The sequence below is a fragment of the Sphingomonas sp. Leaf242 genome, assembly GCF_001422045.1.
Lineage (GTDB): Bacteria > Pseudomonadota > Alphaproteobacteria > Sphingomonadales > Sphingomonadaceae > Sphingomonas.
Map to the genome: position 1 here is coordinate 515248 of NZ_LMLW01000007.1, position 23046 is coordinate 538293.

Genomic DNA, 23046 nt, shown 5'->3' on the forward strand with positions numbered 1-23046 from the left:
CCGCATCCAACGCACGCGCGCGTCCGTAGCTAGGAATCGGAGGAGGATCGTCATGGGACATGAATGCTGGCTTCCAGAAGCCGATCGGCAGCTTGTTCAACAATATAAGTCGGGTGTCGACGTCGCCGAAATAGCCGAGTCCTTCGGCAGGACGGTCAGCGCGGTGCGCACGCGGGTGGGGACGCTTGGCTTGCAGAGGCGCAAAACGACGAAGAGTTGAACCTTCGAGGCGCGCCTTATTCGAGCGCGATCCTTTTCGCGCGATCGGCCACATGGGGGGCGATCGCCAGTGCCGCGGCCTTGTTGCTTGCGGCCTCGCTCGCTCTGCCGGCCTTCGCGGCGGCCACGCCACGCGAATAGAGCGACCAGGCGTTGCGGGGACTGATCTTCAACGCGGCGTCATAGTCCGCGAGCGCGGCGTCGAACTCGCCGCGACGCAGTCGGACTAGCCCCCGGCTGTCCAGATACGCCGCATTGCCGGGAATCAGCCTGAGTGCGGCGTTGCAGTCCGACAGCGCCTTGTCGAGTTCGCGATTAAGCTGGCCACGCGCCCAACACCGTCCGTTCAACGCCGTCGATCGCGCAGCGTCCTCGGGATGTGCTCGAAACCACTGATCGTAATTCACCAGCGCGGCCGCCGGCATCTCGATCCGGTCATACAGTCCCCCAAGTGCCAGCCGACGATCGGAGGAGGGCGCGAGCGACGCATCCGCCGCCTTGATATCCGCGGTCGCGCCATCGCGATCGCCACCACTCAACCGCAGCCCGGCACGGACAATACGCGCGTCTCCATCGCCTGGCGCGAGCGTGATGGCATGATCGAGGTCCGACAAGGCTGGCAGCATCTGCCGATTGGCGAGACGGGCCATCGCACGTTGCTGATAATACCGGGCTTCGTTCGGCGCCATCGCGACCGCCTTGTCGAAGTCGGCAAGCGCCTCGGTGAGTTTCCGGTTCGACGCCAGGACCGCGCCCCGCCGGCTGTATCCAGCCGCATCGGTCGGTTCGGCCCCCTTGTCGGCCAGATCGATTGCCTTGCCGTCGGCGCTGCGCGCGCCGGACGGCGACAGGCCGAACACGGGTCCGCCTTCATAGGTGAAGAACATCGTCCGGATCGCGTTCGACACGAAGACCCGGTGCGTCAGGAAGAAGTCGGCGCCGATCAGCATGTCGGCATCGACCAGGGTCAGTTCGGCGATACGGATCTTGGGTTTCCTGATGAGTTCGCCACCAATATCGATCGTGTCGAACGGCGCGTACCACGAGCGCAGCTGGCGTGATCCGATCCCGCTGCTCATGCCATCCGCAACGACATCCGGCGAGTTCGGGGTCACGCCCAGGCGCTTGGCCGCCGCCAGGGTCATGACCGACGATGGCGCCCCGGTATCGAACACCGCGCGAACTGCGTGGCCGTTGATGAGGACGGTGCCGATGGTGTGCGGCTTGAACGGCCCGGTCTCCGACCCGCTGAGCTTCACCGTCGATACCGGCCTGTCGCCGGACCAATAGGCGAGGTTCGCCTTGCCGCAATCCTTCGCCACCATCAGCCGGACCATCCCGTGGGGCAGGTCGTATTCGACATCGCGCAGACCGAGGATGTTCTGGCCGAGCAAACCCGCCGTTCCGGTGTCGCTGCCACCGACGACGAACGAGATTTTGGGGACCGTCACGCCACCCAGTGTCAGGTTCTGGACCATGGCATATCCAGCGGATGCGTCGCCGTTGATGCCTTTCAACCGGAAATTGCCGGGAAGCGAATCGACTTTCAGTCCGAACTCCGTGGCGGTCGCACGCGCGATCATGCTGTAGAACGCACCGCTGTCGAGGATCATGCGCGCATCGCGTCCGCCGAATTGTGCGGTCACCATCGGCCGACGGCCTGCCATCGTCACCGGCAGTTCCAGCATCTTGCCAATCTGACATGCGGCGGATGCAGGGGCAGGGGCCAGAAGCACGAAAGCAGCAAACGCCAAGGTTTTGAATGCCATACACCGCCCCTGAAAGACACGCCTGCCGTCGGAATTGACCGATGGTGCGCGTGTCATCGCGCGACGACTTCGCAAATGCAATCGGCAGTTTCGCGTGTCTGAAAACGCAGCGACAGGATGAGATCGTGGGTTTTCGAGCCTGCAACGGGGCTTGCTCGTCTCGGCTATGGCCGAAAGCGTCTCGGTACAGGATGTTCCGAAAACGATGGTCGGGGAGACAGGATTCGAACCTGCGACCCCCTGGTCCCAAACCAGGTGCGCTACCAGCCTGCGCCACTCCCCGACGGCGCTGCGGTTAGGCGTAGTCGGCGGGATGCGCAAGCGCGTTATGATCTTTGTGTGACACGCCGGTGGCGGATCGCGCAGGAATTGCGCAGGCGGGGGATCCGGGTGTGCGAGGTTGAACGTGTCGATCGCGCGACGATACGAGGTTCCGATCGCGATCTCCCTGTGGCACAGCCGGCCAATGGGTGGCTCATCGACAGCAGCGGCGCGGATGCGCAGGATTTTCATCGGCGTTATCGCCATGATGGCGGGGAGCAGCCCCGCGCTGGCGCAGGACGATGCCGGGTTCCAGGCGTATATGACAACGCTTCGTCAGCAGGCGCTGGCTGACGGCGTGAGCGCGCGGACCGCCGCCGCGGTGTTTCCCACGCTGACGCTCAACCAGCGGGTGATCGATCTCGACCGCCAGCAGCCGGGTGCCGCGAACCCCAGCGCAGTGCCGGCGTTCGCTCCCTATCGGATCCAGCATGTCGACGCGGCGCGGATCGCACGCGGTCGCCAGAACTATCTCGCACAACGCTCGCGGTTGCAGCGGATCGAACAGACGACGGGGGTACCCGAATCGATCATGGTCGCGATCTGGGGGCATGAGACGAATTACGGCAGCTATACCGGCGATTTCGATCTGCTGCGCTCGCTCGCCAGCCTCGCCTATGAGGGGCGGCGCCGGTCGCTGTTCGCAGGCGAGTTCATCGCCGGGCTCAAGATGCTCGATCGCGGCGTGACGCGCGACCAGTTGAAGGGGAGCTGGGCAGGCGCCACCGGCAATCCGCAATTCCTGCCTTCGATCTATCTCCGCCTCGCCCGCGACGGCGATGGCGACGGGCGCGCGGACATCTGGAACAGCCCGGCGGATACGCTGGCATCGATCGGCAACTACTTCGTCGACGCCGGATGGCGTGCAGGCCAGCCTTGGGGTGTCGCCGTGAACGTACCGGCCGGGTTCGACCGATCGGAAGTCCGCAACCGCTTGGTATCGCCGCGCTGCCCGCGCGTGTTCGAGCGGCACAGCGGCTGGCGGACGATCGCCGAATGGCGTGCACTCGGGATCTCGCCGCAGGGCCGCAGCCTGCCCGCCGACAGCGTGATGGCGACGCTGCTCGAGCCGGACGGGCAGGGGGCGACCGCGTATCTGCTCACCAGCAACTACCGCGTGATCCTCGATTACAACTGCTCGAATTTCTACGCGTTGTCGGTCGGGCTGCTCGCCGACGCGGTCGAACGCTAGGAATTTGCGCGCAACGGATACGTGACGCGGTCGCCGGGCGCGGCTATGACCTGCATCACATCCTGCCCACGGACCGCCCTTTTGCTCACGGAATACCCCATGAAGAAGCTGATCGTCGCACCGCTCGTTGCCCTTGCGCTCGCGCACCCGTCCATCGCCGCTGCGCCGCAGTTCCAGACCGCAGCGCCGATTGCGTATATGGAGGATCTGTCGTCGGGCGCCGTGCTGTTCGAGCGTGACGCCAATCGCCGCATGCCGCCGGCGTCGCTCGCCAAGATGATGACCGTCTATGTCGCGTTCGACATGGTCAAGAAGGGCGAACTGAAGCTCGACCAGATGATGCCCGTCCGCCCTGAGACGTGGGCAAAATGGCATGGTCCCTCCGCAGGTTCGACGATGTTCCTGTCGTCGGGTGAGAACGTCAGCGTCGCCAATCTGCTGTACGGCATCGTCACGCTGTCGGGCAACGACGCGTGCATCGTGCTCGCCGAGGGTATCTCCGGGTCGGAGCAGGCGTTCACCGAGCGGATGAACCGCAAGGCCGCCGAACTAGGGCTCAAGGACAGCCATTTCGGCACCGCCAACGGCTGGCCCGACAACGGCGTCACCTATGTCACCGCGCACGATCTCGCCAAGCTCGCTGCGGCCACGATCACCAACTATCCCGATCTCTACAAGCAATTCTATTCGAAGCGCGATTTCACCTGGGGCAAGACGATGGGCGGCAGCGCCATCACCCAGGCGAACCGCGACCCGATCCTCGGTCGCGTCGCTGGCGCCGACGGGCTGAAGACCGGCCACACCGAGGAGGCCGGTTACGGCTTCACCGGGTCCGCGATCCAGAACGGCCGCCGCCTGGTGATGGTCGTCGCCGGCCTGACCAGCGCCGGCCAGCGCGCGGAAGAGTCCGTCCGCTTCATGGAATGGGGCTTCCGTGCATGGCAGTCGAAGCCAATCGTCGCGAAGGGCAAGAAGATCGAGACCGCCGCGGTCCAGCTCGGCGACGCGTCGTCGGTCGGGCTCGTCGCCCCCAAGGCGCTGACCGTAACGCTGCCAGCCGGCACCTCGCCGACGATGACCGCCAAAGTGGTCTATGAGGGTCCGATCAAGGCGCCGATCAAGGCCGGCCAGCATATCGCCGATCTCGTCGTGACGACGTCCGACGGTCTCCAGCAGACGATGCCGCTGGTCGCCGAGAAGGACGTCGCGGTCGCTGGCTTCTTCGGTCGCGCATGGGCAGGGCTGACCGGCTTCTTTGGCTGATGACTCCGGCGCCGACGGCGTTGCCGGCATGACGCCGATCATCGGCAATACCGCCGCGCAGGCTGCCTTCATGGCGGCGATGCGCGGCGGTTCGCTGCATCACGCGTGGCTGATCGCCGGACCGCAGGGCGTCGGCAAGGCGAGTTTCGCACGCGCCGCAGCCATGCGGATGCTGGCGGACGCTGCCGAGCCCGATGGCGGCTCGACCGACCTTGCGGTTCCCGAGGGGAACAGGACGCGGTCGCTGATGGAGGCCGGGTCGCATCCCGACTTCCGCGTGCTGGCGCGCCTGCCGAAGGATCCCGAGAAGCCCGACCAGGATCTCGCCCGCAGCATCACGATCGCGCAGGTCCGCACGCTGCAACCGTTGTTTGCGACCACCCCGTCGATGAGCCCCCGCCGCGTGGTCGTGATCGATGCGATCGACGATCTCGAGCGGGGCGGGGCGAATGCGCTGCTCAAGAATCTTGAGGAACCGCCGGCGGGAACGATCTTCCTGCTGGTCAGCCATGCGCCGGGGCGGTTGCTGCCGACGATCCGCTCGCGCTGTCGTCTGCTGCGGTTCGAGGCGCTCTCGGACGGCGAGGTCGCGACCGCGATCCGGACGTTGCAGCCCGATGCGGACGAGAACGAGGTCGCGGCGCTGGTCCGTGCCAGCGACGGCGCGCCCGGACGCGCGCTGCGCTATGCAGGGCTCGACATCGCCGCGATCGACGATGCCATCGCCGCGATCGCGCAGGACGGCGACCGCGACAATGGACGCCGGCTGAAGCTGGCCAAGGCTCTGGGACTCAAGACCGCGCAACCCCGCTACGAGGCGTTCCTGGATCGCGCCCCCGCGTTCATCGCCGACGCCGCACGGACGCGGTCGGGGCCGGCGCTGCGATCCGCGCTCGACGCACACACCGCGGCGCGCGAACTGGCCGGCGCTGCGATCGGCCTGTCGCTCGATGCGCAGGCCACCGTGTTCGAGATGGCCGGGATCGTCGCGACATTGCGCCATTGATCCGCCCGCGCAGGCTTCACCTGATCGGGGTGATGCTCTAGGAGCGCGGCATGGCCGACCCTTTCTATATCACCACCGCGATCCACTATCCCAATGGCCGTCCGCATATCGGCCATGCGTACGAGATGATCGCCGCCGATGCGATCGCGCGCTTCCAGCGCCAGGCCGGGCGTGACGTCCTGTTCCAGACCGGCACCGACGAACACGGTCTGAAGATGGTCCAGGCCGCGCGTGACCGCGATATGCCCGTGCGCGAACTCGCCAACGAAATGTCGTCGTATTTCAACGAGATGGCCGACCGTCTTGGCATCTCGTATGATCGTTTCATCCGCACCGTCGACGAGGATCATTACGCCGCGAGCGCCGCGATCTGGCAGGCGATGGCGGACGCGGGCGATCTGTATCTTGACCGCTACGAGGGCTGGTATTCGGTCCGCGACGAGGCGTTCTACGACGAGTCAGAGCTGACCGGGGAGGGCGACGATCGCCGCTCACCGCAAGGTACGCCGGTCGAATGGACCGCGGAGGAAACCTGGTTCTTCCGCCTGTCGAAATATCAGCAACCCTTGCTCGATCTCTTCGCCGCCAACCCCGATTTCATCCGCCCCGAAAGCCGCCGCAACGAGGTGATGCGCTTCGTCGAGGGTGGCCTGAAGGATCTGTCCGTTTCGCGGACCAGCTTCGACTGGGGCGTGCCGGTGCCGGGCAGCCCCGGCCACGTCATGTACGTGTGGGTCGATGCGCTGACCAATTACCTGACCGGGATCGGCTATCCCGACATGACCGGCGACAAGGCGAAACACTGGCCGGCAGATATTCATCTGATCGGCAAGGACATCGTCCGCTTCCACGCGGTCTATTGGCCGGCGTTCCTGCTCTCGGCGGGCATCCCGCTGCCGAAGAGCGTGTTCGGCCACGGCTTCCTTCTCACGCGCGGCGAGAAGATGTCGAAGTCGGTCGGCAACGTCGTCGATCCGATGGCGCTCGCGGATGCGTTCGGCGTCGATGCGCTGCGCTATTTCTTCTTGCGCGACGTGAGCTTCGGCCAGGACGGCAGCTACTCGCCCGAGGCGATCGTGACCCGCGTCAACGCCGAGCTGGCGAACAGCTTCGGCAACCTTGCGCAGAGGACATTGTCGTTCATCGCCAAGAACTTGGGCGGTGAGTTTCCCACGCCTGGTACGGTCCAGGATGCCGACGGGATACTGATCGAGGAGGTCGTCGTCGCCTGTGCGGGGTTCAAGTCCGCTTTCACCGATCTCGCGCTGTCGCAGGGCATCGAGGCGTGGATGCGCGGTGTGTTCGCGTGCAACCAGTATATCGACGCGCAGGCACCCTGGGCGCTGCGCAAGACCGATCCCGAGCGGATGAACGCGGTGCTCCGTACGCTGGTCCGCGCGATCCGCATGCTCGCGATCGCGATCCTGCCGGTGGTTCCGGATTCCGCTGGGAAAGTGCTCGAGCAGATCGGCGCGACCGAGCGCGACCATGCCGCGATAGACGACGACGGCTGGTATGATCGTGTGGCTGCTTCCGATTTCCGGATCGCACCGCCGGCACCCGTGTTCCCGCGTCTCGAACTGCCTGCGGAGGCCTGATGCTCGCCGACAGCCATTGCCACCTGAACTACAAGGGCCTCGTCGAGGACCAGCAGGCGGTGCTCGCGCGGGCTAGGGCGCGCGGCGTCACGGCGATGCTCAACATCTCGACGCGCGAGAGCGAATGGGACGATATCGTCGCCACCGCCGAGCGCGAGCCTGACGTCTGGGCAACGATCGGCATCCACCCGAACGAGGCTGACGTGTATCCCGACGTGGACGCCGCCAAGCTGATCGAGCGCGCACGGCATCCACGTGTGGTAGGGCTCGGCGAAAGCGGCCTCGACTATTTCCGCGACACCTCGGACCGCGCCCGCCAGCAGGCGAGCTTCCGCGCGCACATCGCCGCGTCGCGCGAGACCGGTCTGCCGATCGTCGTCCATACGCGCGATGCCGAGGATGATACTGCCGCGATCATGGCCGAAGAGATGGGGAAGGGGGCCTATCCCGGCGTCATCCACTGCTTCACCGCGAGTGGAGCTTTCGCCGACAAGGCGCTGGATATGGGGCTTTATATCTCGATCTCGGGGATCGTGACGTTCAAGAACGCGCGGGACCTTCAGGAGACCGCCGCACGCCTGCCGATCGAACGACTGCTGATCGAGACCGACGCGCCGTTCCTCGCGCCGGTGCCGCATCGCGGAAAGACCGGCGAACCTGGGTTCGTTGCCGACACCGCTGCGTTTCTCGCCAACCTTCGCGGCGAAAATGTCGAGGAACTGTCGCGCCGTACGGCCGAGAACTTCCACACGCTGTTCGGCAAGACGCGGGTGTCAGGGGCGGCGGCATGAAGATCACGATCCTCGGCTCCGGCACATCCTCCGGCGTGCCGAGGATCGGCAACGACTGGGGCGAATGCGATCCGACCGAGCCGCGCAACCGGCGCACGCGTGCGTCCGCGATCGTCGAGCATGACGGTACGCGGATCCTGATCGATACAAGTCCGGACATGCGCGAGCAGTTGCTGGCAGCCGATGTAGACCGGGTCGATGCGGTGATCTGGACGCACGATCACGCCGATCATTGCCACGGCATCGACGATCTCCGCCAACTTTTCCACGCAGCCGGAGAGCCTGTTCGTGGCTACGCCCGGTCGTTCACGCTGGCAGCGCTCGACGCGCGCTTTACCTACGCCTTTCACGGTCGCCCCGGCTATCCGCCGACGATCGCCGCCGAAGTCCTGCCTGATCGGTTAACGATCGGTGGGATCGATATTTCGGTGACCGACCAGCCGCACGGTAGTATCCATGCCGCCGGCCTGCGGTTCGAGGCAGCCGGAGTCTCGATCGGATACGCGACCGATTTTAACCTGATGACCGACGACATGGCCAGCCTGTATCAGGATCTGGACATCTGGGTGGTCGACGCACTCCGCCGGCGACCGCATCCGACCCACATGGAACTTCCCGCCGTGCTTGCTTGGGTGGAGCGCCTGACGCCGAAGCGGACCGCGTTGATCCATATGGACAACACGATGGATTATGCGACGTTGCGTCATGAACTGCCGACCGGCGTCGAGCCTGGCTATGACGGGCTGATCCTGACCGCATGACCGACGACCGCGCAGCCCAGTTTGCGCTGTACGCAGTCATGCTGATCCTGCCGCTGTCGGCCTTGGTCGCGCGCCGATTGCCGTTGAAGCCGGTGCTGAAGATGGCGCTGGCCTGGGTCGCGATCTTCGCGGTTGGCCTGCTGATCGCGAGCCAGCGGGACCGGCTGTCTGGCTTGAAGTCCATGTTTTCCGACCAGCAGGTGAGCGGAACCGAAACCCGGATTCACATGGCGGACGACGGGCATTTCTGGGCGGATGTCGATATCGACGGTATCCGCCGCCGGATGCTGATCGATAGTGGTGCGACGACGACTGCCTTGTCGTCCGCTACGGCCAAGGCCGCCGGTCTGGATAGCGAGAAAAGCCCGTTTCCAGCGATCATCGAGACCGCCAACGGTACGGTATCGGCGCGCACCGCGACTGCAAAAAGCGTGACGATCGGCACTGTCACCGCAACAAACCTCGGCATCGTCACCTCGCCGGCGTTCGGCGAGACCGACGTGATCGGCATGAACTTCCTGTCGAGGCTGGGATCGTGGCGGGTCGAAAATGCCACGCTCGTTCTTACGCCGAACAAACAGTAAGTTTTACATAATGTATATTATCGATCTAGCATTATGCGTTAGATCGCGTGCTATCAATCGGAGTTCCTGATGATCGAACGGCTCGTTTCCATCATGGCGCGACTGCGTCATCCGGTCGAAGGTTGCGAATGGGATCGCGTTCAGACCTGGTCGACCATCGCGCCCTACACGATCGAGGAAGCCTATGAGGTCGCGGACGCGATCGCGCGCGATGACCCGGCGGACCTCAAGGACGAACTCGGCGACCTGCTGCTCCAGGTGGTGTTCCACAGCCGTATCGCCGAGGAGTCCGGCGCGTTCACCTTGGCCGATGTCGTCGCCGCTATCAGCGACAAGATGGAGCGTCGTCACCCTCACATATTCGGCGACGCAACCTCCTCGCCAGGTTGGGAAACGATCAAGGCCACCGAGCGCGCGGAGAAATCCGATCACAGCGCTCTCGCCGGCGTGGCGATCGGCCTGCCCGCCTTGGCTCGTGCGGAAAAATTGCAGAAGCGTGCCGCCCGTGTCGGATTCGACTGGCCGGATGCGGCTGGGCCTCTCGCCAAGGTTGTCGAGGAAATAGAAGAGGTTCGCGAGGCCGGCTTAGACACGGTAGAAGAGGAAATCGGCGATCTGCTGTTTGCCGTGACCAACTGGGCGCGGCATCTAGGTGTCGATCCAGAAGCCGCGCTCAGGGCCGGCAACGCCAAGTTCGAAGCACGTTTCCGGGCAATCGAGGTCGATGGCGGCGACGCGTTCGCCGCCATGACACTCGATCAGAAGGAAACGCTATGGCAGGTGGTCAAGCATCGCGGCGGCTGAATCGGTCGTAGTCGGTCTCGGACAGCCGGACATCGTACGTCGTATCGAGCTCGTCGCTGACGCTGCCCAGCACATCGCCGTGCGCATGGAGCCACGCCGCCCCCGCTCCGTCGCTAGCCTCGATCGTGATGCTGTAGCGTCGGTGGGCGCCGGTGAGCTTCGCCGCCACCTGCTCGATGAGATGCTGGACCCCTTCCCCGCTCAGCGCGGAGATCGCCACGACGTCGTCACGATGTGCTGCCTGCCCGGCGATCTCGTCATGCGTGTCGGCATCGAGAAGATCGAGCTTGTTCCACACTTCGAAGCGCGGCGTGTTTTCATCGACGCCGATCTCCGCGAGCACGGTCTCGACGTCGACCCGCTGGGCTTCGGAATCGGGGTGTGCGATGTCGCGGATATGGACGAGCAGGTCGGCCGACACCACCTCCTCCAGCGTCGCCTTGAACGCCGCGACAAGCTGCGTCGGCAGGTCGGAGACGAACCCGACCGTGTCCGAGAGGATAGCCTTGTCAATGCCGGGTAGTTGGATCTGCCGCAGCGTCGGATCCAGCGTCGCGAACAGCAGGTCCTCCGCCATCACGTCGGCGCCGGTCAGCCGATTGAACAGCGTCGACTTGCCAGCATTGGTGTACCCGACCAGAGCTATGACCGGCCAGGGCGCGCGCTGACGGCGTTCGCGATGCAGGCCACGCGTGCGACTGACCTGCTCCAGCTCGCGCTTGAGCCGGGCCATGCGGTCGCGGATCAGGCGACGATCGGCCTCGATCTGCGTTTCGCCCGGGCCACCGAGGAAGCCGAAACCGCCCCGCTGACGCTCGAGATGCGTCCAACTGCGGACCAGACGCCCTGCCTGATAGTCGAGATGCGCGAGTTCGACCTGTAACCGGCCTTCGGCGGTCGCCGCGCGCTCGCCGAAGATCTCGAGGATCAGTCCGGTCCGGTCGATGACCTTGGTTTCGAGCGCTTTTTCCAGGTTGCGCTGCTGAATCGGAGTAAGGCTCGCATCGAACACAACGAGCCCCGCCTCCTCCATGCGCACCTGCGTGGCAAGTAGTTCGACCTGCCCGCTACCGATCAGCGTCGCAGGTTTGGGCTGGCGCACACGATAGGCGATCCGCTCGACGACCTCGACGCCGATCGCCCCGGCAAGTCCCGCGGTTTCCTCCAGACGCGCATCGACGTCACGTGACGCGTTGCCCTGGTCGGGTAGTACGACGATCGCACGCGTACCGCGGGTGAACTCGTCCCGATCGCGTTCGAACCCGCTACTCAATCGTCACCGTCCGCGTCATCTTCGTCATCCGTGTCGGTCGGCTCTTCGGCGAGGTTCAGCGGGCGGGCCGGCTGGATCGTCGAGACCGCATGCTTATAGACGAGCTGCGCCATGCCCTCGCGCTGAAGCAGCATGCAGAACAGGTCGAAGCCCGCGATCTGGCCCTGCAGCATGACGCCGTTGATCAGGAACATCGTCACGCTGTCTTCGGATTTCCGCACGGCGTTGAGGAAGATATCCTGCAACAATGGGTGCTTCTTCTGGCTTTCTCCCACCGCGTCGACGATTGCCGACACGTCCATGGGGCCAGCTGGCATGATCGTCGAGATGGCATGCTTGTAGATCAGCTGCGACTGACCGTCGCGGCGGAGCAGAACGGAAAAATTATCGAACCACGTGACGATGCCCTGGAGCTTCACGCCCTTGACGAGGAACATGGTGACCGGCGTCTTGGAGCGCCGGAGTGCGTTCAGAAACAGATCCTGAAGCGAGCCTGGTTTTTCGGCCAATGGGATAACCCTTTGTTTTTGGCGGGACTTTGCCCGCGAGGCGCTGTTTCCCAGCGTCGGAGATGCACCCGGTTACCGGGCGCCTTGTGTGATCTATGATCGATGCGGCCATAGTTCCAGAGGGCGGCGAAATTACGGCGCTCTATTCGTCGCGTGTTTCGGTGATCCCGAGCAGTTTCAGTTTCCGATGCAAGGCCGATCGCTCCATGCCGATGAAGCTCGCCGTGCGCGAGATGTTGCCCGAAAACCGCCGGATCTGGACGCGCAGATATTCGCGCTCGAACGTCTCGCGCGCTTCCCGCAGCGGCGATCCCATGATCGCGGTCGATCCCGCCGACCCGATATCCCCCTGATCGCCGAGCACTTCCGCAGGCAGCAGATCGAGATCGATCCGGCCGATCCGATCGCCCGGCGCGAGGATGATTGTACGCTCAACGACGTTGCGAAGCTGGCGGACGTTGCCGGGCCAGTCGTACGACTGCAACGCGACCATCGCATCGGGCGCGATCTCCGGTGTAGGGACGCGGCGCTCCGACGCATAATGCGCGATAAAATGCTGGACGAGCGCCGGGATGTCCTCGCGGCGGTCGGACAGTGGCGGGATCGTGACGGGCACGACGTTCAGCCGGTAATAGAGGTCTTCGCGGAAGCGTCCCTCCGCGATCTCGAACACGAGGTCGCGCGCTGTGGCCGATACGACCCTGACGTCGACCTTCACCACCCGCGTGCCGCCGACCCGCGTGAAAGCCTGATCGGTGAGCGCACGCAGGATACGCGCCTGGGTCGCAATCGGCATGTCGGCGATCTCATCGAGGAACAGCGTCCCGCCATGCGCCTGTTCAAACAGCCCAGGGCGCACCAGATCGCCCGCCTCCTCGACGCCGAACAGCTCCTCGTCCATCCGCTCGGGCGTCATCCGCGCCGCGCTGACGATGATGAACGGCGCATCGGTGCGCAGACTCCAGCCATGCAGCAGCCGCGCCGCCACTTCCTTGCCAACGCCGGCCGCCCCCATGATCAGGACGCGGCTACCGGTCGATGCGACCCGCTTCAACGTCGCGCGAACCCCGTTGATCGAGCCCGAATTGCCGGTCAGATCGGTCTCGCGGCCGACCGTCGCACGCAACGACGCGACTTCACGGCGGAGGCGTTCGGTCTCGGTCGCGCGCGCGACCATGATGAGCAGGCGTTCCGCCTCGAACGGCTTTTCGATGAAGTCGGAGGCGCCGCGGCGGATGGCGGCGACAGCGGTGTCTAGATTGCCGTGGCCGGAGATCACCAGGACCGGGATCGACGGATCGCGGCGCTTGATCTCGTCGAGCAGTTCGAGCCCGTCGAGCCGCGATCCCTGCAGCCAGACGTCGAGCAGCACGAGCGACGGACGACGCGCGGCGATCGCCTCCAATGCGGAATCGCTGTCGCCAGCGTCGCGCGTCTCATAGCCTTCGTCCTCGAGGACCCCTGCCACGAGTTCGCGAATGTCACGTTCGTCGTCCACGACGAGAATATCGAGCGCCATCAAATCATATCCGGTTGCGGGTCATCGTGGCGAGCTGGCCCTCCCCTGCCAACTCGGGTGCCGATGCCCCTTGGTCGAGCGCGTCCAGCGCCTTGGCGTCGAAGGTCATGGTGACGATTGTACCGCCACCGGGCCGATCGGAAAAGCCGATCGTACCACAATGCTCCTCGATGATCTTCTTGACGATGGCAAGCCCGAGCCCCGTCCCCCGAGCCCGGGTCGTCACATAGGGTTCCATGATCCGGTCGCGATCCGGCGGCAGACCGATGCCGGTATCCGCCACCGCGATGCTGACGCTGCGGCCTGGATCCTGGCTGAGCGTCATCGTCACCGAGCCTCCGGGTTCGCCGCGCGCTTCAACGGCTTCCACCGCGTTCTTGACGATATTGGTGAGCGCCTGACCGATCTGACGGCGGTCGCAGACCAGCGCCAGGCCCGGGTCGTCGTTGACCAGGTGGAAGCCGATCGCGGGGTGCGCCACCTCATGCAGAAACAGCGCCTGCCGCGCGGCATCGACCAGCGATTCCTCGCGGAACACGGGCTTGGGCATACGCGCGAACGAGGAGAACTCGTCGACCATCCGGCGGAGATCGCCAACCTGGCGGATGATCGTGTCGGTCAGCCGCGAGAACGTGCCGTCCTGCATCTCGGCCTTGGCACCATAGCGGCGCTGGAGCCGTTCGGCGGCAAGCTGGATCGGTGTCAGCGGGTTCTTGATCTCGTGCGCGATCCGTCGCGCCACATCGGACCATGCCGCCCGACGCTGGTCTAGCAGCTGCTGCGTGATGTCGTCGAACGTCAGGATCGGGCCGGTGGTCGGTCGCGCGATCCGCACGGCAAGTGTCCGCATATCGCCTGCCGGCCCGACTTCGACGATCGCCTCGCGATCGCCGCTGTCTAGCATCGCATCGAGTTCGGGAGCGACATCGACCAGTCGACGACCGACCAGGCTATCCGTCCCGACGACCGTCGCCAGCAACCCCGTAGCGGAATCGTTCGCGATCGTGATCGTCCGATCTCGGCTCGTCGCGACGACGCCGGCGGAGACGCCCGCCATCACCGCCTCGATCAACGCGCGGCGGTTCTCCAGCTGACCGTTTGCGGTGACGAGTTCGGTATTCTGTTCTTCCAGCCGCCCCGTCATCTGGTTGAAGGCGTTGGCCAGCGTGCCGACCTCGTCGCGGCTGCGCGGGTCCGGCACGCGCGCGGTCAGGTCGCCCTCGGCGACCCGGCGCGCCGCATCGACCAGCTCGCCGACCGGCCGCACCAGACGATCCGCCACCGCCAGCGCAATCCAGACCGCAACGCCGACGATCAGCAGTGAAATCAGCAGCAGCGCGGCGTTGAACCGCAATTGCAAGCTGCGGGCCCGTGCGAGCAGCGATCGGTAACTCGTCAGCACCTCATTCGCGCGCGTGGTCTGCTCGGACAGCGATTTGGTATCCTCAACGCGGCCCGCGTAGAGGAACAGCTCGTCGGACCCCGGCAGCATCGTGATCGTCTGGATGCGATCGCCGGTGACCGCGACGACCGCGCTCTTGCCCGATCGCAGCTCGGCGATCGCCGAGGGGGTGACCCGACGCGTGAAATCGATCTCATACGGATTGACGATCGCCAGCGTTTGGATTCCGCGCTGCGGCGACAGCTTGAACAATGCAGCTTCAGACAGGCTGCGATAATAGACCTGCTGGAGGAACCAGCCGGAGAAGTCAGGGCTCTGGAGCGAGCGTTCGCGAAGATAGGCGGACATGTCGCTCGCCATCGTCACGGTCGCTTCCTGCCAGCGGTTGAGCTGGCGGGCGTAGGACGACTGGGCGAGGCCGGTCGCGTTCTCAAGCATCCCGCGTGCCTGATCGGAATACCAGAACTGTACGCCGTACTGGAACAGCAGCGACGCGAAGATCGTGACGAGCAGCATCGGCACCGCGGCGACGATCGAGAACAGCGCGACAAGCCGGACGTGGAGACGCCCGCCGCCGCCGACGGGCGACCGCGCGGCGCGGCGCATCGCGACACGGCGGCCGAGCAACATCAGGAGCGCGATACCGGGGACGAGATTCGCGACCAGCAGCAACGCGACGAGCGGCGGCGCGAGGAGACGCTGCGGCGCGTCCGTCCCGGTGATCGTGAAGTAGCTTGCGACGCCGATCGCGACCGCCACGGCCACCACCAGCCCCTCGATCGCGGGCGTCACGGCAAACCGGGTCGGAAGCCCGTCTTCATCCATAGGTAGCGCCGCGGAAGCGATCATCGATGCCCCGATACAACGTCAACCGTTGCCTTTAAACCACATAATGACTGGAAGATTGCCGTTTCGGTGCAATCAGGCGACCGATTCACCGCCGAGATCGATCCCCAGCGTGTCGAGCCGCTTGCGGAGCGTGTTGCGATTGATCCCCAGCGCGCGGGCCGCGCGCAGCTGATTCTGGCCGTGGCGCGCGAGCATCACCTCGATCAGCGGCCGTTCGACTTCGCCGATCACGCGGTCGTACAGGGTGCCATCATCGAGCGCAGCGGGATCCTGGCGCGCGATCCGCTCGATCATCGCGCGGACCGCCTGCGCGATGTCGATATCGGGCGCCTCGCTCGCATCGACCTGCGTGCCGAGCATCGTCCGGATCGCCTCGGCGTCGATCACTTCGTCGCGCGCAAGGACCGCGAGCCGGCGCATGAGGTTCTCGAGCTCGCGCACGTTGCCGGGCCAGGCATGCGCACCGAGCGCGGTGATCGCGTCGGTGGCAAGCTGACGACGCGGCAATCCCTGGATCGCGGCGTGATCGAGGAAGTGGCGCGCGAGCAAGGCGATATCCTGCCGGCGTTCGCGCAATGCAGGTAGCGCGATCGGCACGACGTTGAGGCGGTAGAACAAGTCCTCGCGGAACTGGCCGGTCGCGACCTGCGCGGACAGGTCGCGGTTGGTGGCGGCGACGATGCGGACGTCAACGCGGATCGTCCGGGCGCCACCGACGCTGGTGAACTCACCCGACTGGAGCACGCGGAGCAAACGGGTCTGCGCTTCCATCGGCATGTCGCCGATCTCGTCGAGGAACAGCGTGCCACCCGACGCCTGCTCGAACCGGCCCGCATTACGCGTCGCCGCGCCGGTGAAGGCGCCGCGTTCGTGCCCGAACAGTTCGGCCTCGATCAGTTCGCGCGGGATCGCCGCCATGTTGATCGCGACGAACGGGGCTGCGCTGCGTGGGCCCAGATCATGGATCGCGCGCGCGACGAGTTCCTTGCCGGTGCCCGATTCGCCCGAGATCAGCACGGTCAGGTCGTTCGAAACGACGCGCGCGATGATCCGGTACACGTCCTGCATCGCCGCGGAGCGACCGATCAGCGGGAGCGCGCGGTCCTCGTCGTGGAGCGCGTCCTCCGACACCATACCGCCGCGCGCGAGTGCACCCGTCACGGCGCTGGTCAGGACGTCGAGATCGAACGGCTTGGGGAGGTACTCGTACGCGCCGACCTCGGCCGCGCGGACCGCGGTGGTCAGCGTGTTCTGTGCGGAGAGGACGATGATCGGCAGCAGCGGGAAGCGCGCGGCGACGCTGCGGACGTGATCGATGCCGTCGCCATCGGGCAGGATGACGTCGGTGATGAGGACGTCGGGCAGAGACACGGCGAGTGCGCGTTCGAGTTGCGTCAGGCTGTCGGCGACGGTGACGTCATGGCCGGCGCGGCGCAGCGCCTGCGCGACGACGGTGCGGATCGCGGCGTCGTCGTCGACGACCAGGACGGTGCTCATGATGCCGCTCTCGGAAGTAACAGGCGGAGGACGGTCATTTCCGGCGTACCTTCCCGGGCGTATTGGACGATGCCGCCCATGTCTCGGGTGAGCTTGTCGACGAGCGCGAGACCAAGCCCCTGCCCTTCGCGACGGCCCGACACGAACGGATCGAACAGATGGTCGGCAATGTCGGCAGGCGCGCCTGGGCCGTTATCGAAGATGCAGATCTCGATCGGGAGCGGCACGCGGGGCTTGCCCGGCGCGGCGCTGACGGTGATGCCGTGGCGGTAGGCAGTGGTCATCACGAGCCGCGGTTCGCGTTCGTTTCTAACAGCTTCGCGCGCGTTCTTGAGTAGGTTTATGACAATCTGGAGCAGGGCGTCGCGGTTGATCTGCGCCGGCGGGAGCGAGGGATCGAAGCGTTCCTCGATCGTAATTCCGCGCGCGAACCCGGCGAGCGCAAGCCGGCGGGCGTGACCGAGCAGCGGATAGATGTTCTCGCTGGCGAGTGGCAGCGGCCGCGTGTCGCTGAAGTCCTGCATGCGGTCGATCAGCGCGGCGATGCGATCGACCTCGGTCACGATCAGCGTAGTGAGTTCGCCTGCGCCAAGTAGTTGGGCGGCACCGCGGATGCCGGACAGGGGGTTCTTGATCTCGTGGGCGAGCATCGCGGCCGCACCGACCGCCGCTCTGGCCCCGGCAGCACGATCTGCTGAATGCCCCAGTCGCCGAGACGTCGCCGCGGCGTGGAGCGTGATAGCTCGCCAGCCGGGATAGTCGGCAATCTGCGTTTCGGCGAAATCGACGCGGATCTTCACGCCGCGTGCGGTCGATATCTCGGTGTCGTAGACCGCCAGGCCGTGACCGTCGCGGTTTCGCGGATCGTCAGGCGGCGGGATGATCGCATCGAGCGGTTGGCCGATCATCAGCCGCTCGGAGAGGTTCAGCAATTGCTCGGCGAGCGCGTTGGCATGCGCGACGCGGTGGTCGGGATCGACGACGACGACCGCGACCGGGAGTGCGGCGAACAGCTCCGCAAAGCCTGGCCGCCCCCGGGATTGCGTATCAGGCAGCTGCAAGTTCGCGCCAGGGAGCGTAGAACTCGGCCAGCATCGCCTTGACCTGCTTGGGATCGGGAACCTGGTTCACCTTGTTGCGGAACTCGGCCGAACCCGGCAGCCCCTTGGTATACCAGCCGATGTGCTTCCGGGCCATGTTCACGCCGGTCTCGATCCCGTAATGTTCGAGCATCGCCTCGTAATGCCCTGCGATCGCGTCATATTGCTCGGTGATCGACGGATCTTCGATGCGACGGCCGGTGGCGAACCACTCCATCACCTGGCCGAGTACCCACGGGCGGCCGTAGCTGCCCCGACCGATCATCAGGCCATCGGCGCCGGACTGGTCCATCGCGGCTTCGGCGTCCTCGATTCCGCAGATGTCGCCGTTGACGATAACCGGGACGGTGACCGCGTCCTTGACCTTGCGGACGAAGCCCCAATCGGCGCTGCCCTTGTACATCTGGTTGCGTGTGCGGCCGTGGACGGTGATCAGCTTGATGCCGAGGTCTTCGGCGATGCGCGCGAGATCGGGCGCGTTGAGGCTGTCGTGGCACCAGCCCATCCGCATCTTCAGCGTCACGGGGACGTCAACCGCCTTGACCGTCGCCTCGATGATCGCGCTGGCGAGCTTGGTGTCGCGCATCAGCGCCGAGCCCGCGTCGCCGTTGACGACTTTGCGCACCGGGCAGCCCATGTTGATGTCGATGATCGCGGCGCCACGATCCTGGCTGAGCTTGGCGGCCTCGCCCATCTCGTACGGGGTGCAGCCGATCAGTTGCATCGACACCGGTTCTTCCAGCCGATCCCATGCCGCCTTCTGCAACGACTGGCGCGTCTCGCGGATCGCCGCCTGGCTGGCGACCATTTCGGTGACGTTGAGGCCCGAGCCATAGCGTCGCACCAATGTACGGAACGGCATGTCGGTGACGCCGGTCATCGGTGCGAGCACGACGGGGCTTTCGATCCGGACGGGACCGATCTGGATAGGGGCAAGGTTGCGCATGAATGTGCCTGAAAAAGAGGCATCCCCCTACCCTACCCCGCCAAATCAGGCAAGGCTGGCGAGCGCTCGGACGAAGCGCTAGGTGGCAGGCATGGCATCAGCACAGCGTATCGTCGCGATCATCGTCGCCGCCGGAACTGGCGCGCGCGCGGGTGGATCAGTTCCCAAGCAGTTCGCGTCGATCGCTGGTCAGCCGATGATCGCCTATTCCCACGACGCGTTCGTGACGCATCCGGCGATCGCCGAAACGATCGTCGTCGTCGCCGAGGGCCAGCAGGGCTTGGCGACCGCAGCATTGGGGGACGCGTCGATCGTGGTGGGCGGACTGACCCGGCGCGAGTCGGTTACCAACGGCCTCGCGGCGGTCGGTGATGCGACGCATGTGCTGATCCACGACGCCGCCCGCCCCTTCCCGTCGCACGCCGTCATCGATTCGCTTGTCGCTGCCTTGAAGACTCGGGACGCGGCCGTTCCGGTGCTGCCGGTGACCGATACGCTCGCGCGCGGCAACGTCCTGCTCGGCGACATCGTGCCGCGCGCGGACCTCAACCGGGTGCAGACTCCCCAGGCGTTTGCGGTGGAGGCCCTGCGCGCCGCGCATGCCGTCTGGCCCGCGGACGAAGAAGCGACCGACGACGCGCAGATGGTGCGACGACTTGGCGTCGGCGTCGCGTTGGTGCAGGGCTCGGCGATGCTCGAGAAAGTCACGCACCCAGAAGATTTCGCGGCCGCCGAAGCGCGTGTCGCGTACGAAACCCGTACCGCGATGGGCTTCGACGTCCACCGGCTTGAAACCGGCGAGGAGCTCTGGCTCGGTGGCGTCCTGATCCCGCACGACAAGGGCCTGTCGGGGCATAGCGACGCCGACGTCGCGCTCCACGCGCTGACCGACGCGTTGCTGGGCACGATCGCGGCGGGCGATATCGGCACGCATTTCCCGCCGAGCGACCCGCAGTGGAAGGGCGCAGACTCCGCGCAGTTCCTCCAGCACGCCGCCAAGCTGATTGCCGACAAGCGCGGCCGGATCGATTTCGTCGACCTGACGATCATGTGCGAGGCGCCGAAGATCGGGCCGCATCGTGCGGCTATGACCGCGCGGATCGCCGACCTGCTCGGGCTGACGCTCGACCGGGTCAGCGTCAAGGCGACGACGACCGAACGGCTCGGCTTCACCGGGCGCGGCGAAGGCATTGCCGCACAGGCGGTTGCGACCATTCGGCTGCCCGGATCGCCGCTTTGAAGATCGTCGCCGCGCTTGCCGCGATCGCGCTCCTTGCCAGCCCGGCCGTCGCGCAACAGCGCTGCATCACCGGACCCGAGGCCGAGTCGCTGACGCTCGTCGCGATGCCCGACATCCTGCGCGAGACCGGACGTGTCTGCGCGGCACAGCTTCCCGCCGCAAGCCTCATCCGGTCGCAGTCGAGTGCGCTGATCGACCGGTATCAGATCGAGTCCGACCGGGCCTGGCCGGCGGCCCGCGCGGCGATCGTCAAGCTCAGCGATCCGGCCGTGGACGCGATGCTTGATTCGGAGTTTGCGCGACCACTGCTGACGACGCTGCTGGTGCCGCAGATCGTCGGGCGGATTGCGACGCGCGATTGCGGGACGATCGACCGGATGGTCACGCTGCTCCAGCCCTTGCCACCGCGCAACACCGCGGGCATCGTCGTCGAGACGTTGCGGTACCTCAAATCCCAGAAGTCGCGCAGCGGTGATATCGCCGCGGTGGCGACGCTGCTCTGCCCGGTGGAGACTCGCTGATGGATACGATCCTTCCCGCCGAACTGGTCGACGCCGCGCGTAAAGTTGTCGAGCAGAACCGTGCGATCGGCCGCAGGGTCGCGGTTGCGGAAAGCTGCACCGGAGGACTAGTCGCTGCCGCATTGACCGAGATCCCCGGATCGTCCGACGTGTTCGAGGTAGGCTTCGTCACCTATTCCAACGCAGCCAAGCTCGGAGTGCTGAAGATCAGTTCGGACGTGCTCGAAACGTTCGGCGCGGTCTCGATCGCGGTCGCGTGGAGCATGGCGCAGGCCGCCCTCAAGCAGTCGGGCGCTGATATCGCCGTGGCCATCACCGGCGTTGCAGGCCCCGGTGGCGGTTCGCTCAAGAAGCCGGTCGGCACTGTCGTGTTCGGCCGTGCCGAAAAGGGCCGCGACCCGTCCGACGTCCACGCCGATCGCAAGGATTTCGGCGATCTCGGCCGTGGTGGTATCCGGCTTCAGGCGGCTTTGTGCGCGCTCGAACTCTTGCTTCCGGACGCTTCGGCCCCGTAAAGTTCGGCGGCGCGCGTCTCGAACGCCCCGATCATCTTCCGGAGTGCAGCGCCGAACACCTGTCCGGCGATCATCTCGAACATCCGGTTCTTGAACGCGAAGTCGACGGTGAAATCGACCGCGCAGCCCTGCGGCTCGGGACGGAAATGCCACTCGTTGCGCAGATACTTGAGCGGGCCATCGACGTAATCGACGGTGAGTTCGCTCGGCCGGACCTTCTGCACGCGCGACGTGAACGTCTCGCGCAGGCCCTTGAAGCCGACGATCATGTCGGCGAGCGTCTCCGTCTCGCTGTTCGAGCGCACGCGCATCGCGCTGACCCAGGGCAGGAATTCGGCATAGCGACCGACATCGGCGACCAGGTCGAACATCTGCTCAGGCGTGTAGGGCAAATGGCGCGTTTCCGAATGCTTCGGCATCAGATGCGCGCGACGCCCAGCTTGGCATCGCGGTTTTCGCGCAACCGCTCGAAGTCATCCCCAGCATGATAACTCGACCGCGTCAGCGGCGACGATGCGACCAGCAGGAACCCCTTCGCGCGCGCGATCGAGGCATAGGCATCGAACGCCTTGGGCGGCACGAACTCGGCAACCTTGGCATGGCGCGGCGTCGGCTGCAGATACTGGCCCATCGTCAGGAAATCGATGTCGGCGCAGCGCATGTCGTCCATCACCTGATGGATCTCGAGACGCTCCTCGCCGAGCCCGAGCATAACGCCCGACTTGGTGAAGATCGACGGATCGTGGCGCTTGACGCTCTCCAGCAATCGCAGCGACGCGTAGTAGCGCGCACCTGGGCGGATCGTCGGATACAGCCGCGGCACCGTCTCGAGATTGTGATTGTAGACGTCGGGACGCGCCTCGACGATCGACTCGATCGCAGCCTGCGCCTTGTTGCGGAAGTCGGGCGTGAGGATCTCGATCGTCGTCGTCGGGTTCGACGCGCGGATCGCCTGGATGACCTTTACGAATTGCGACGCGCCGCCATCGGGGAGGTCGTCGCGATCGACCGAGGTGATGACGATGTGGTTGAGGCCCATCTGCGCGGCCGCATCGGCCACGTTCTGCGGCTCCATCCGATCGACCGCGCGTGGCATGCCGGTCTTGACGTTGCAGAACGCGCACGCCCGCGTGCAGGTGTCGCCGAGGATCATGACCGTCGCGTGCTTCTTCGACCAGCATTCGCCGATGTTCGGGCAAGCCGCCTCTTCGCACACCGTCGTGAGGCTTTTGGAGCGCATCAACTCTCGCGTCTTTGCGAAGCCAGCGGAGGTCGGCGCCTTGACGCGGATCCAGTCGGGCTTGCGCGCACGGACCGGCGCAGCCATCGGGGTCATGTCGTTCATGCACGCCAGATAGCCCCGCCCT

The 23046-nt window shown here is 65.6% G+C and carries 21 protein-coding genes and 1 tRNA gene; 11 read left to right on the plus strand and 11 right to left on the minus strand.

Features of this window, described 5'->3' with window-relative positions; genetic code table 11:
* Positions 1-236 precede the first annotated feature (236 nt).
* Positions 237-1988, minus strand: coding sequence for a retroviral-like aspartic protease family protein (locus ASF09_RS06705; RefSeq protein ID WP_060525471.1), 1752 nt, complete (start codon positions 1986-1988; stop codon positions 237-239).
* Between the two features lie 206 nt (positions 1989-2194).
* Positions 2195-2271: transfer RNA gene (locus ASF09_RS06710), tRNA-Pro, on the minus strand.
* Between the two features lie 213 nt (positions 2272-2484).
* On the opposite strand from ASF09_RS06710, the gene ASF09_RS06715 reads away from it, so the two are divergent.
* The 8 genes from ASF09_RS06715 (at position 2485) to mazG (ending at position 10308) form a co-directional block, all read left to right on the plus strand.
* Positions 2485-3501, plus strand: a complete 1017-nt coding sequence (locus ASF09_RS06715) for a lytic murein transglycosylase (protein ID WP_235529688.1) — start codon at positions 2485-2487, stop codon at positions 3499-3501.
* Between the two features lie 99 nt (positions 3502-3600).
* Positions 3601-4764, plus strand: a complete 1164-nt coding sequence (locus tag ASF09_RS06720) for a D-alanyl-D-alanine carboxypeptidase family protein (protein WP_060525472.1) — start codon at positions 3601-3603, stop codon at positions 4762-4764.
* Positions 4765-4792: 28 nt separating this feature from the next.
* Positions 4793-5770, plus strand: coding sequence for an AAA family ATPase (locus ASF09_RS06725; protein WP_060525473.1), 978 nt, complete (start codon positions 4793-4795; stop codon positions 5768-5770).
* A 50-nt stretch (positions 5771-5820) separates the two neighbouring features.
* Positions 5821-7368, plus strand: a complete 1548-nt coding sequence (metG, locus tag ASF09_RS06730; RefSeq protein WP_060525474.1) for a methionine--tRNA ligase — start codon at positions 5821-5823, stop codon at positions 7366-7368.
* Positions 7368-8159 (plus strand): TatD family hydrolase, encoded by a 792-nt coding sequence (locus tag ASF09_RS06735; RefSeq protein WP_060525475.1) that lies wholly within the window; start codon positions 7368-7370, stop codon positions 8157-8159. The genes metG and ASF09_RS06735 overlap by 1 nt, the downstream gene beginning before the upstream one ends.
* Complete coding sequence (locus tag ASF09_RS06740; protein WP_060525476.1) at positions 8156-8920, plus strand: MBL fold metallo-hydrolase; 765 nt, start codon at positions 8156-8158, stop codon at positions 8918-8920. Before ASF09_RS06735 ends, ASF09_RS06740 begins: the two co-directional genes overlap by 4 nt.
* Positions 8917-9504, plus strand: coding sequence for a retropepsin-like aspartic protease family protein (locus ASF09_RS06745; RefSeq protein ID WP_060525477.1), 588 nt, complete (start codon positions 8917-8919; stop codon positions 9502-9504). Before ASF09_RS06740 ends, ASF09_RS06745 begins: the two co-directional genes overlap by 4 nt.
* A gap of 69 nt (positions 9505-9573) precedes the next feature.
* Complete coding sequence (gene mazG, locus ASF09_RS06750) at positions 9574-10308, plus strand: nucleoside triphosphate pyrophosphohydrolase (protein ID WP_060525478.1); 735 nt, start codon at positions 9574-9576, stop codon at positions 10306-10308.
* Here mazG and hflX read toward each other — a convergent pair.
* The 7 genes from hflX to dusB all read right to left on the minus strand — a co-directional run bounded on the left by hflX (position 10289) and on the right by dusB (position 19403).
* Positions 10289-11581, minus strand: coding sequence for a GTPase HflX (gene hflX / locus ASF09_RS06755; protein ID WP_060525479.1), 1293 nt, complete (start codon positions 11579-11581; stop codon positions 10289-10291). The genes mazG and hflX overlap by 20 nt on opposite strands.
* Positions 11578-12144, minus strand: a complete 567-nt coding sequence (hfq, locus tag ASF09_RS06760) for an RNA chaperone Hfq (RefSeq protein WP_082444118.1) — start codon at positions 12142-12144, stop codon at positions 11578-11580. The genes hflX and hfq overlap by 4 nt, the downstream gene beginning before the upstream one ends.
* Before the next feature lie 88 nt (positions 12145-12232).
* Entirely contained in the window at positions 12233-13609 is a 1377-nt protein-coding gene (gene ntrX, locus ASF09_RS06765; RefSeq protein ID WP_056048911.1) for a nitrogen assimilation response regulator NtrX, read from the minus strand.
* A 4-nt stretch (positions 13610-13613) separates the two neighbouring features.
* Positions 13614-15860, minus strand: a complete 2247-nt coding sequence (locus ASF09_RS06770) for a sensor histidine kinase (protein WP_082444119.1) — start codon at positions 15858-15860, stop codon at positions 13614-13616.
* Between the two features lie 72 nt (positions 15861-15932).
* The gene (gene ntrC, locus ASF09_RS06775; RefSeq protein ID WP_060525480.1) at positions 15933-17357 is read right to left on the minus strand and encodes a nitrogen regulation protein NR(I); all 1425 of its coding nucleotides are present in this window, start codon (positions 17355-17357) and stop codon (positions 15933-15935) included.
* Positions 17354-18418 (minus strand): two-component system sensor histidine kinase NtrB, encoded by a 1065-nt coding sequence (locus ASF09_RS06780; protein ID WP_060525481.1) that lies wholly within the window; start codon positions 18416-18418, stop codon positions 17354-17356. The genes ntrC and ASF09_RS06780 overlap by 4 nt, the downstream gene beginning before the upstream one ends.
* Entirely contained in the window at positions 18405-19403 is a 999-nt protein-coding gene (gene dusB / locus ASF09_RS06785; RefSeq protein WP_056048903.1) for a tRNA dihydrouridine synthase DusB, read from the minus strand. The genes ASF09_RS06780 and dusB overlap by 14 nt, the downstream gene beginning before the upstream one ends.
* Before the next feature lie 91 nt (positions 19404-19494).
* On the opposite strand from dusB, the gene ASF09_RS06790 reads away from it, so the two are divergent.
* The 3 genes from ASF09_RS06790 to ASF09_RS06800 are packed head-to-tail and all read left to right on the plus strand — an operon-like array spanning position 19495 to position 21679.
* Entirely contained in the window at positions 19495-20643 is a 1149-nt protein-coding gene (locus tag ASF09_RS06790; RefSeq protein ID WP_060525482.1) for a bifunctional 2-C-methyl-D-erythritol 4-phosphate cytidylyltransferase/2-C-methyl-D-erythritol 2,4-cyclodiphosphate synthase, read from the plus strand.
* Complete coding sequence (locus ASF09_RS06795) at positions 20640-21164, plus strand: hypothetical protein (RefSeq protein WP_200912535.1); 525 nt, start codon at positions 20640-20642, stop codon at positions 21162-21164. The genes ASF09_RS06790 and ASF09_RS06795 overlap by 4 nt, the downstream gene beginning before the upstream one ends.
* On the plus strand, positions 21164-21679 hold the full coding sequence (locus ASF09_RS06800; protein WP_056048893.1) for a CinA family protein: 516 nt from the start codon (positions 21164-21166) through the stop codon (positions 21677-21679). Before ASF09_RS06795 ends, ASF09_RS06800 begins: the two co-directional genes overlap by 1 nt.
* Here ASF09_RS06800 and ASF09_RS06805 read toward each other — a convergent pair.
* Both ASF09_RS06805 and lipA read right to left on the minus strand, forming a co-directional pair.
* Positions 21625-22098: a type II toxin-antitoxin system RatA family toxin gene (locus ASF09_RS06805; protein WP_060525483.1), complete on the minus strand. Its 474-nt coding sequence runs from the start codon at positions 22096-22098 to the stop codon at positions 21625-21627. The genes ASF09_RS06800 and ASF09_RS06805 overlap by 55 nt on opposite strands.
* The gene (gene lipA / locus ASF09_RS06810) at positions 22098-23024 is read right to left on the minus strand and encodes a lipoyl synthase (protein ID WP_060525484.1); all 927 of its coding nucleotides are present in this window, start codon (positions 23022-23024) and stop codon (positions 22098-22100) included. Before lipA ends, ASF09_RS06805 begins: the two co-directional genes overlap by 1 nt.
* Between the last annotated feature and the right edge of the window lie 22 nt (positions 23025-23046).

Excerpts from the sequence above, each read along its gene's own strand:
- dusB (WP_056048903.1), bottom strand. The coding sequence starts at position 19,403 with ATGCGCAACCTTGCCCCTATCCAGATCGGTCCCGTCCGGATCGAAAGC.
- ASF09_RS06740 (WP_060525476.1), top strand. The coding sequence starts at position 8,156 with ATGAAGATCACGATCCTCGGCTCCGGCACATCCTCCGGCGTGCCGAGG.
- ASF09_RS06735 (WP_060525475.1), top strand. The coding sequence starts at position 7,368 with ATGCTCGCCGACAGCCATTGCCACCTGAACTACAAGGGCCTCGTCGAG.
- ASF09_RS06725 (WP_060525473.1), top strand. The coding sequence starts at position 4,793 with ATGACGCCGATCATCGGCAATACCGCCGCGCAGGCTGCCTTCATGGCG.
- ASF09_RS06800 (WP_056048893.1), top strand. The coding sequence starts at position 21,164 with ATGGATACGATCCTTCCCGCCGAACTGGTCGACGCCGCGCGTAAAGTT.
- lipA (WP_060525484.1), bottom strand. The coding sequence starts at position 23,024 with ATGAACGACATGACCCCGATGGCTGCGCCGGTCCGTGCGCGCAAGCCC.
- ASF09_RS06715 (WP_235529688.1), top strand. The coding sequence starts at position 2,485 with ATGCGCAGGATTTTCATCGGCGTTATCGCCATGATGGCGGGGAGCAGC.
- ASF09_RS06805 (WP_060525483.1), bottom strand. The coding sequence starts at position 22,098 with ATGCCGAAGCATTCGGAAACGCGCCATTTGCCCTACACGCCTGAGCAG.
- ASF09_RS06790 (WP_060525482.1), top strand. The coding sequence starts at position 19,495 with ATGGCATCAGCACAGCGTATCGTCGCGATCATCGTCGCCGCCGGAACT.
- ntrX (WP_056048911.1), bottom strand. The coding sequence starts at position 13,609 with ATGGCGCTCGATATTCTCGTCGTGGACGACGAACGTGACATTCGCGAA.
- ntrC (WP_060525480.1), bottom strand. The coding sequence starts at position 17,357 with ATGAGCACCGTCCTGGTCGTCGACGACGACGCCGCGATCCGCACCGTC.
- ASF09_RS06720 (WP_060525472.1), top strand. The coding sequence starts at position 3,601 with ATGAAGAAGCTGATCGTCGCACCGCTCGTTGCCCTTGCGCTCGCGCAC.
- metG (WP_060525474.1), top strand. The coding sequence starts at position 5,821 with ATGGCCGACCCTTTCTATATCACCACCGCGATCCACTATCCCAATGGC.
- ASF09_RS06770 (WP_082444119.1), bottom strand. The coding sequence starts at position 15,860 with ATGATCGCTTCCGCGGCGCTACCTATGGATGAAGACGGGCTTCCGACC.
- ASF09_RS06745 (WP_060525477.1), top strand. The coding sequence starts at position 8,917 with ATGACCGACGACCGCGCAGCCCAGTTTGCGCTGTACGCAGTCATGCTG.
- ASF09_RS06705 (WP_060525471.1), bottom strand. The coding sequence starts at position 1,988 with ATGGCATTCAAAACCTTGGCGTTTGCTGCTTTCGTGCTTCTGGCCCCT.
- mazG (WP_060525478.1), top strand. The coding sequence starts at position 9,574 with ATGATCGAACGGCTCGTTTCCATCATGGCGCGACTGCGTCATCCGGTC.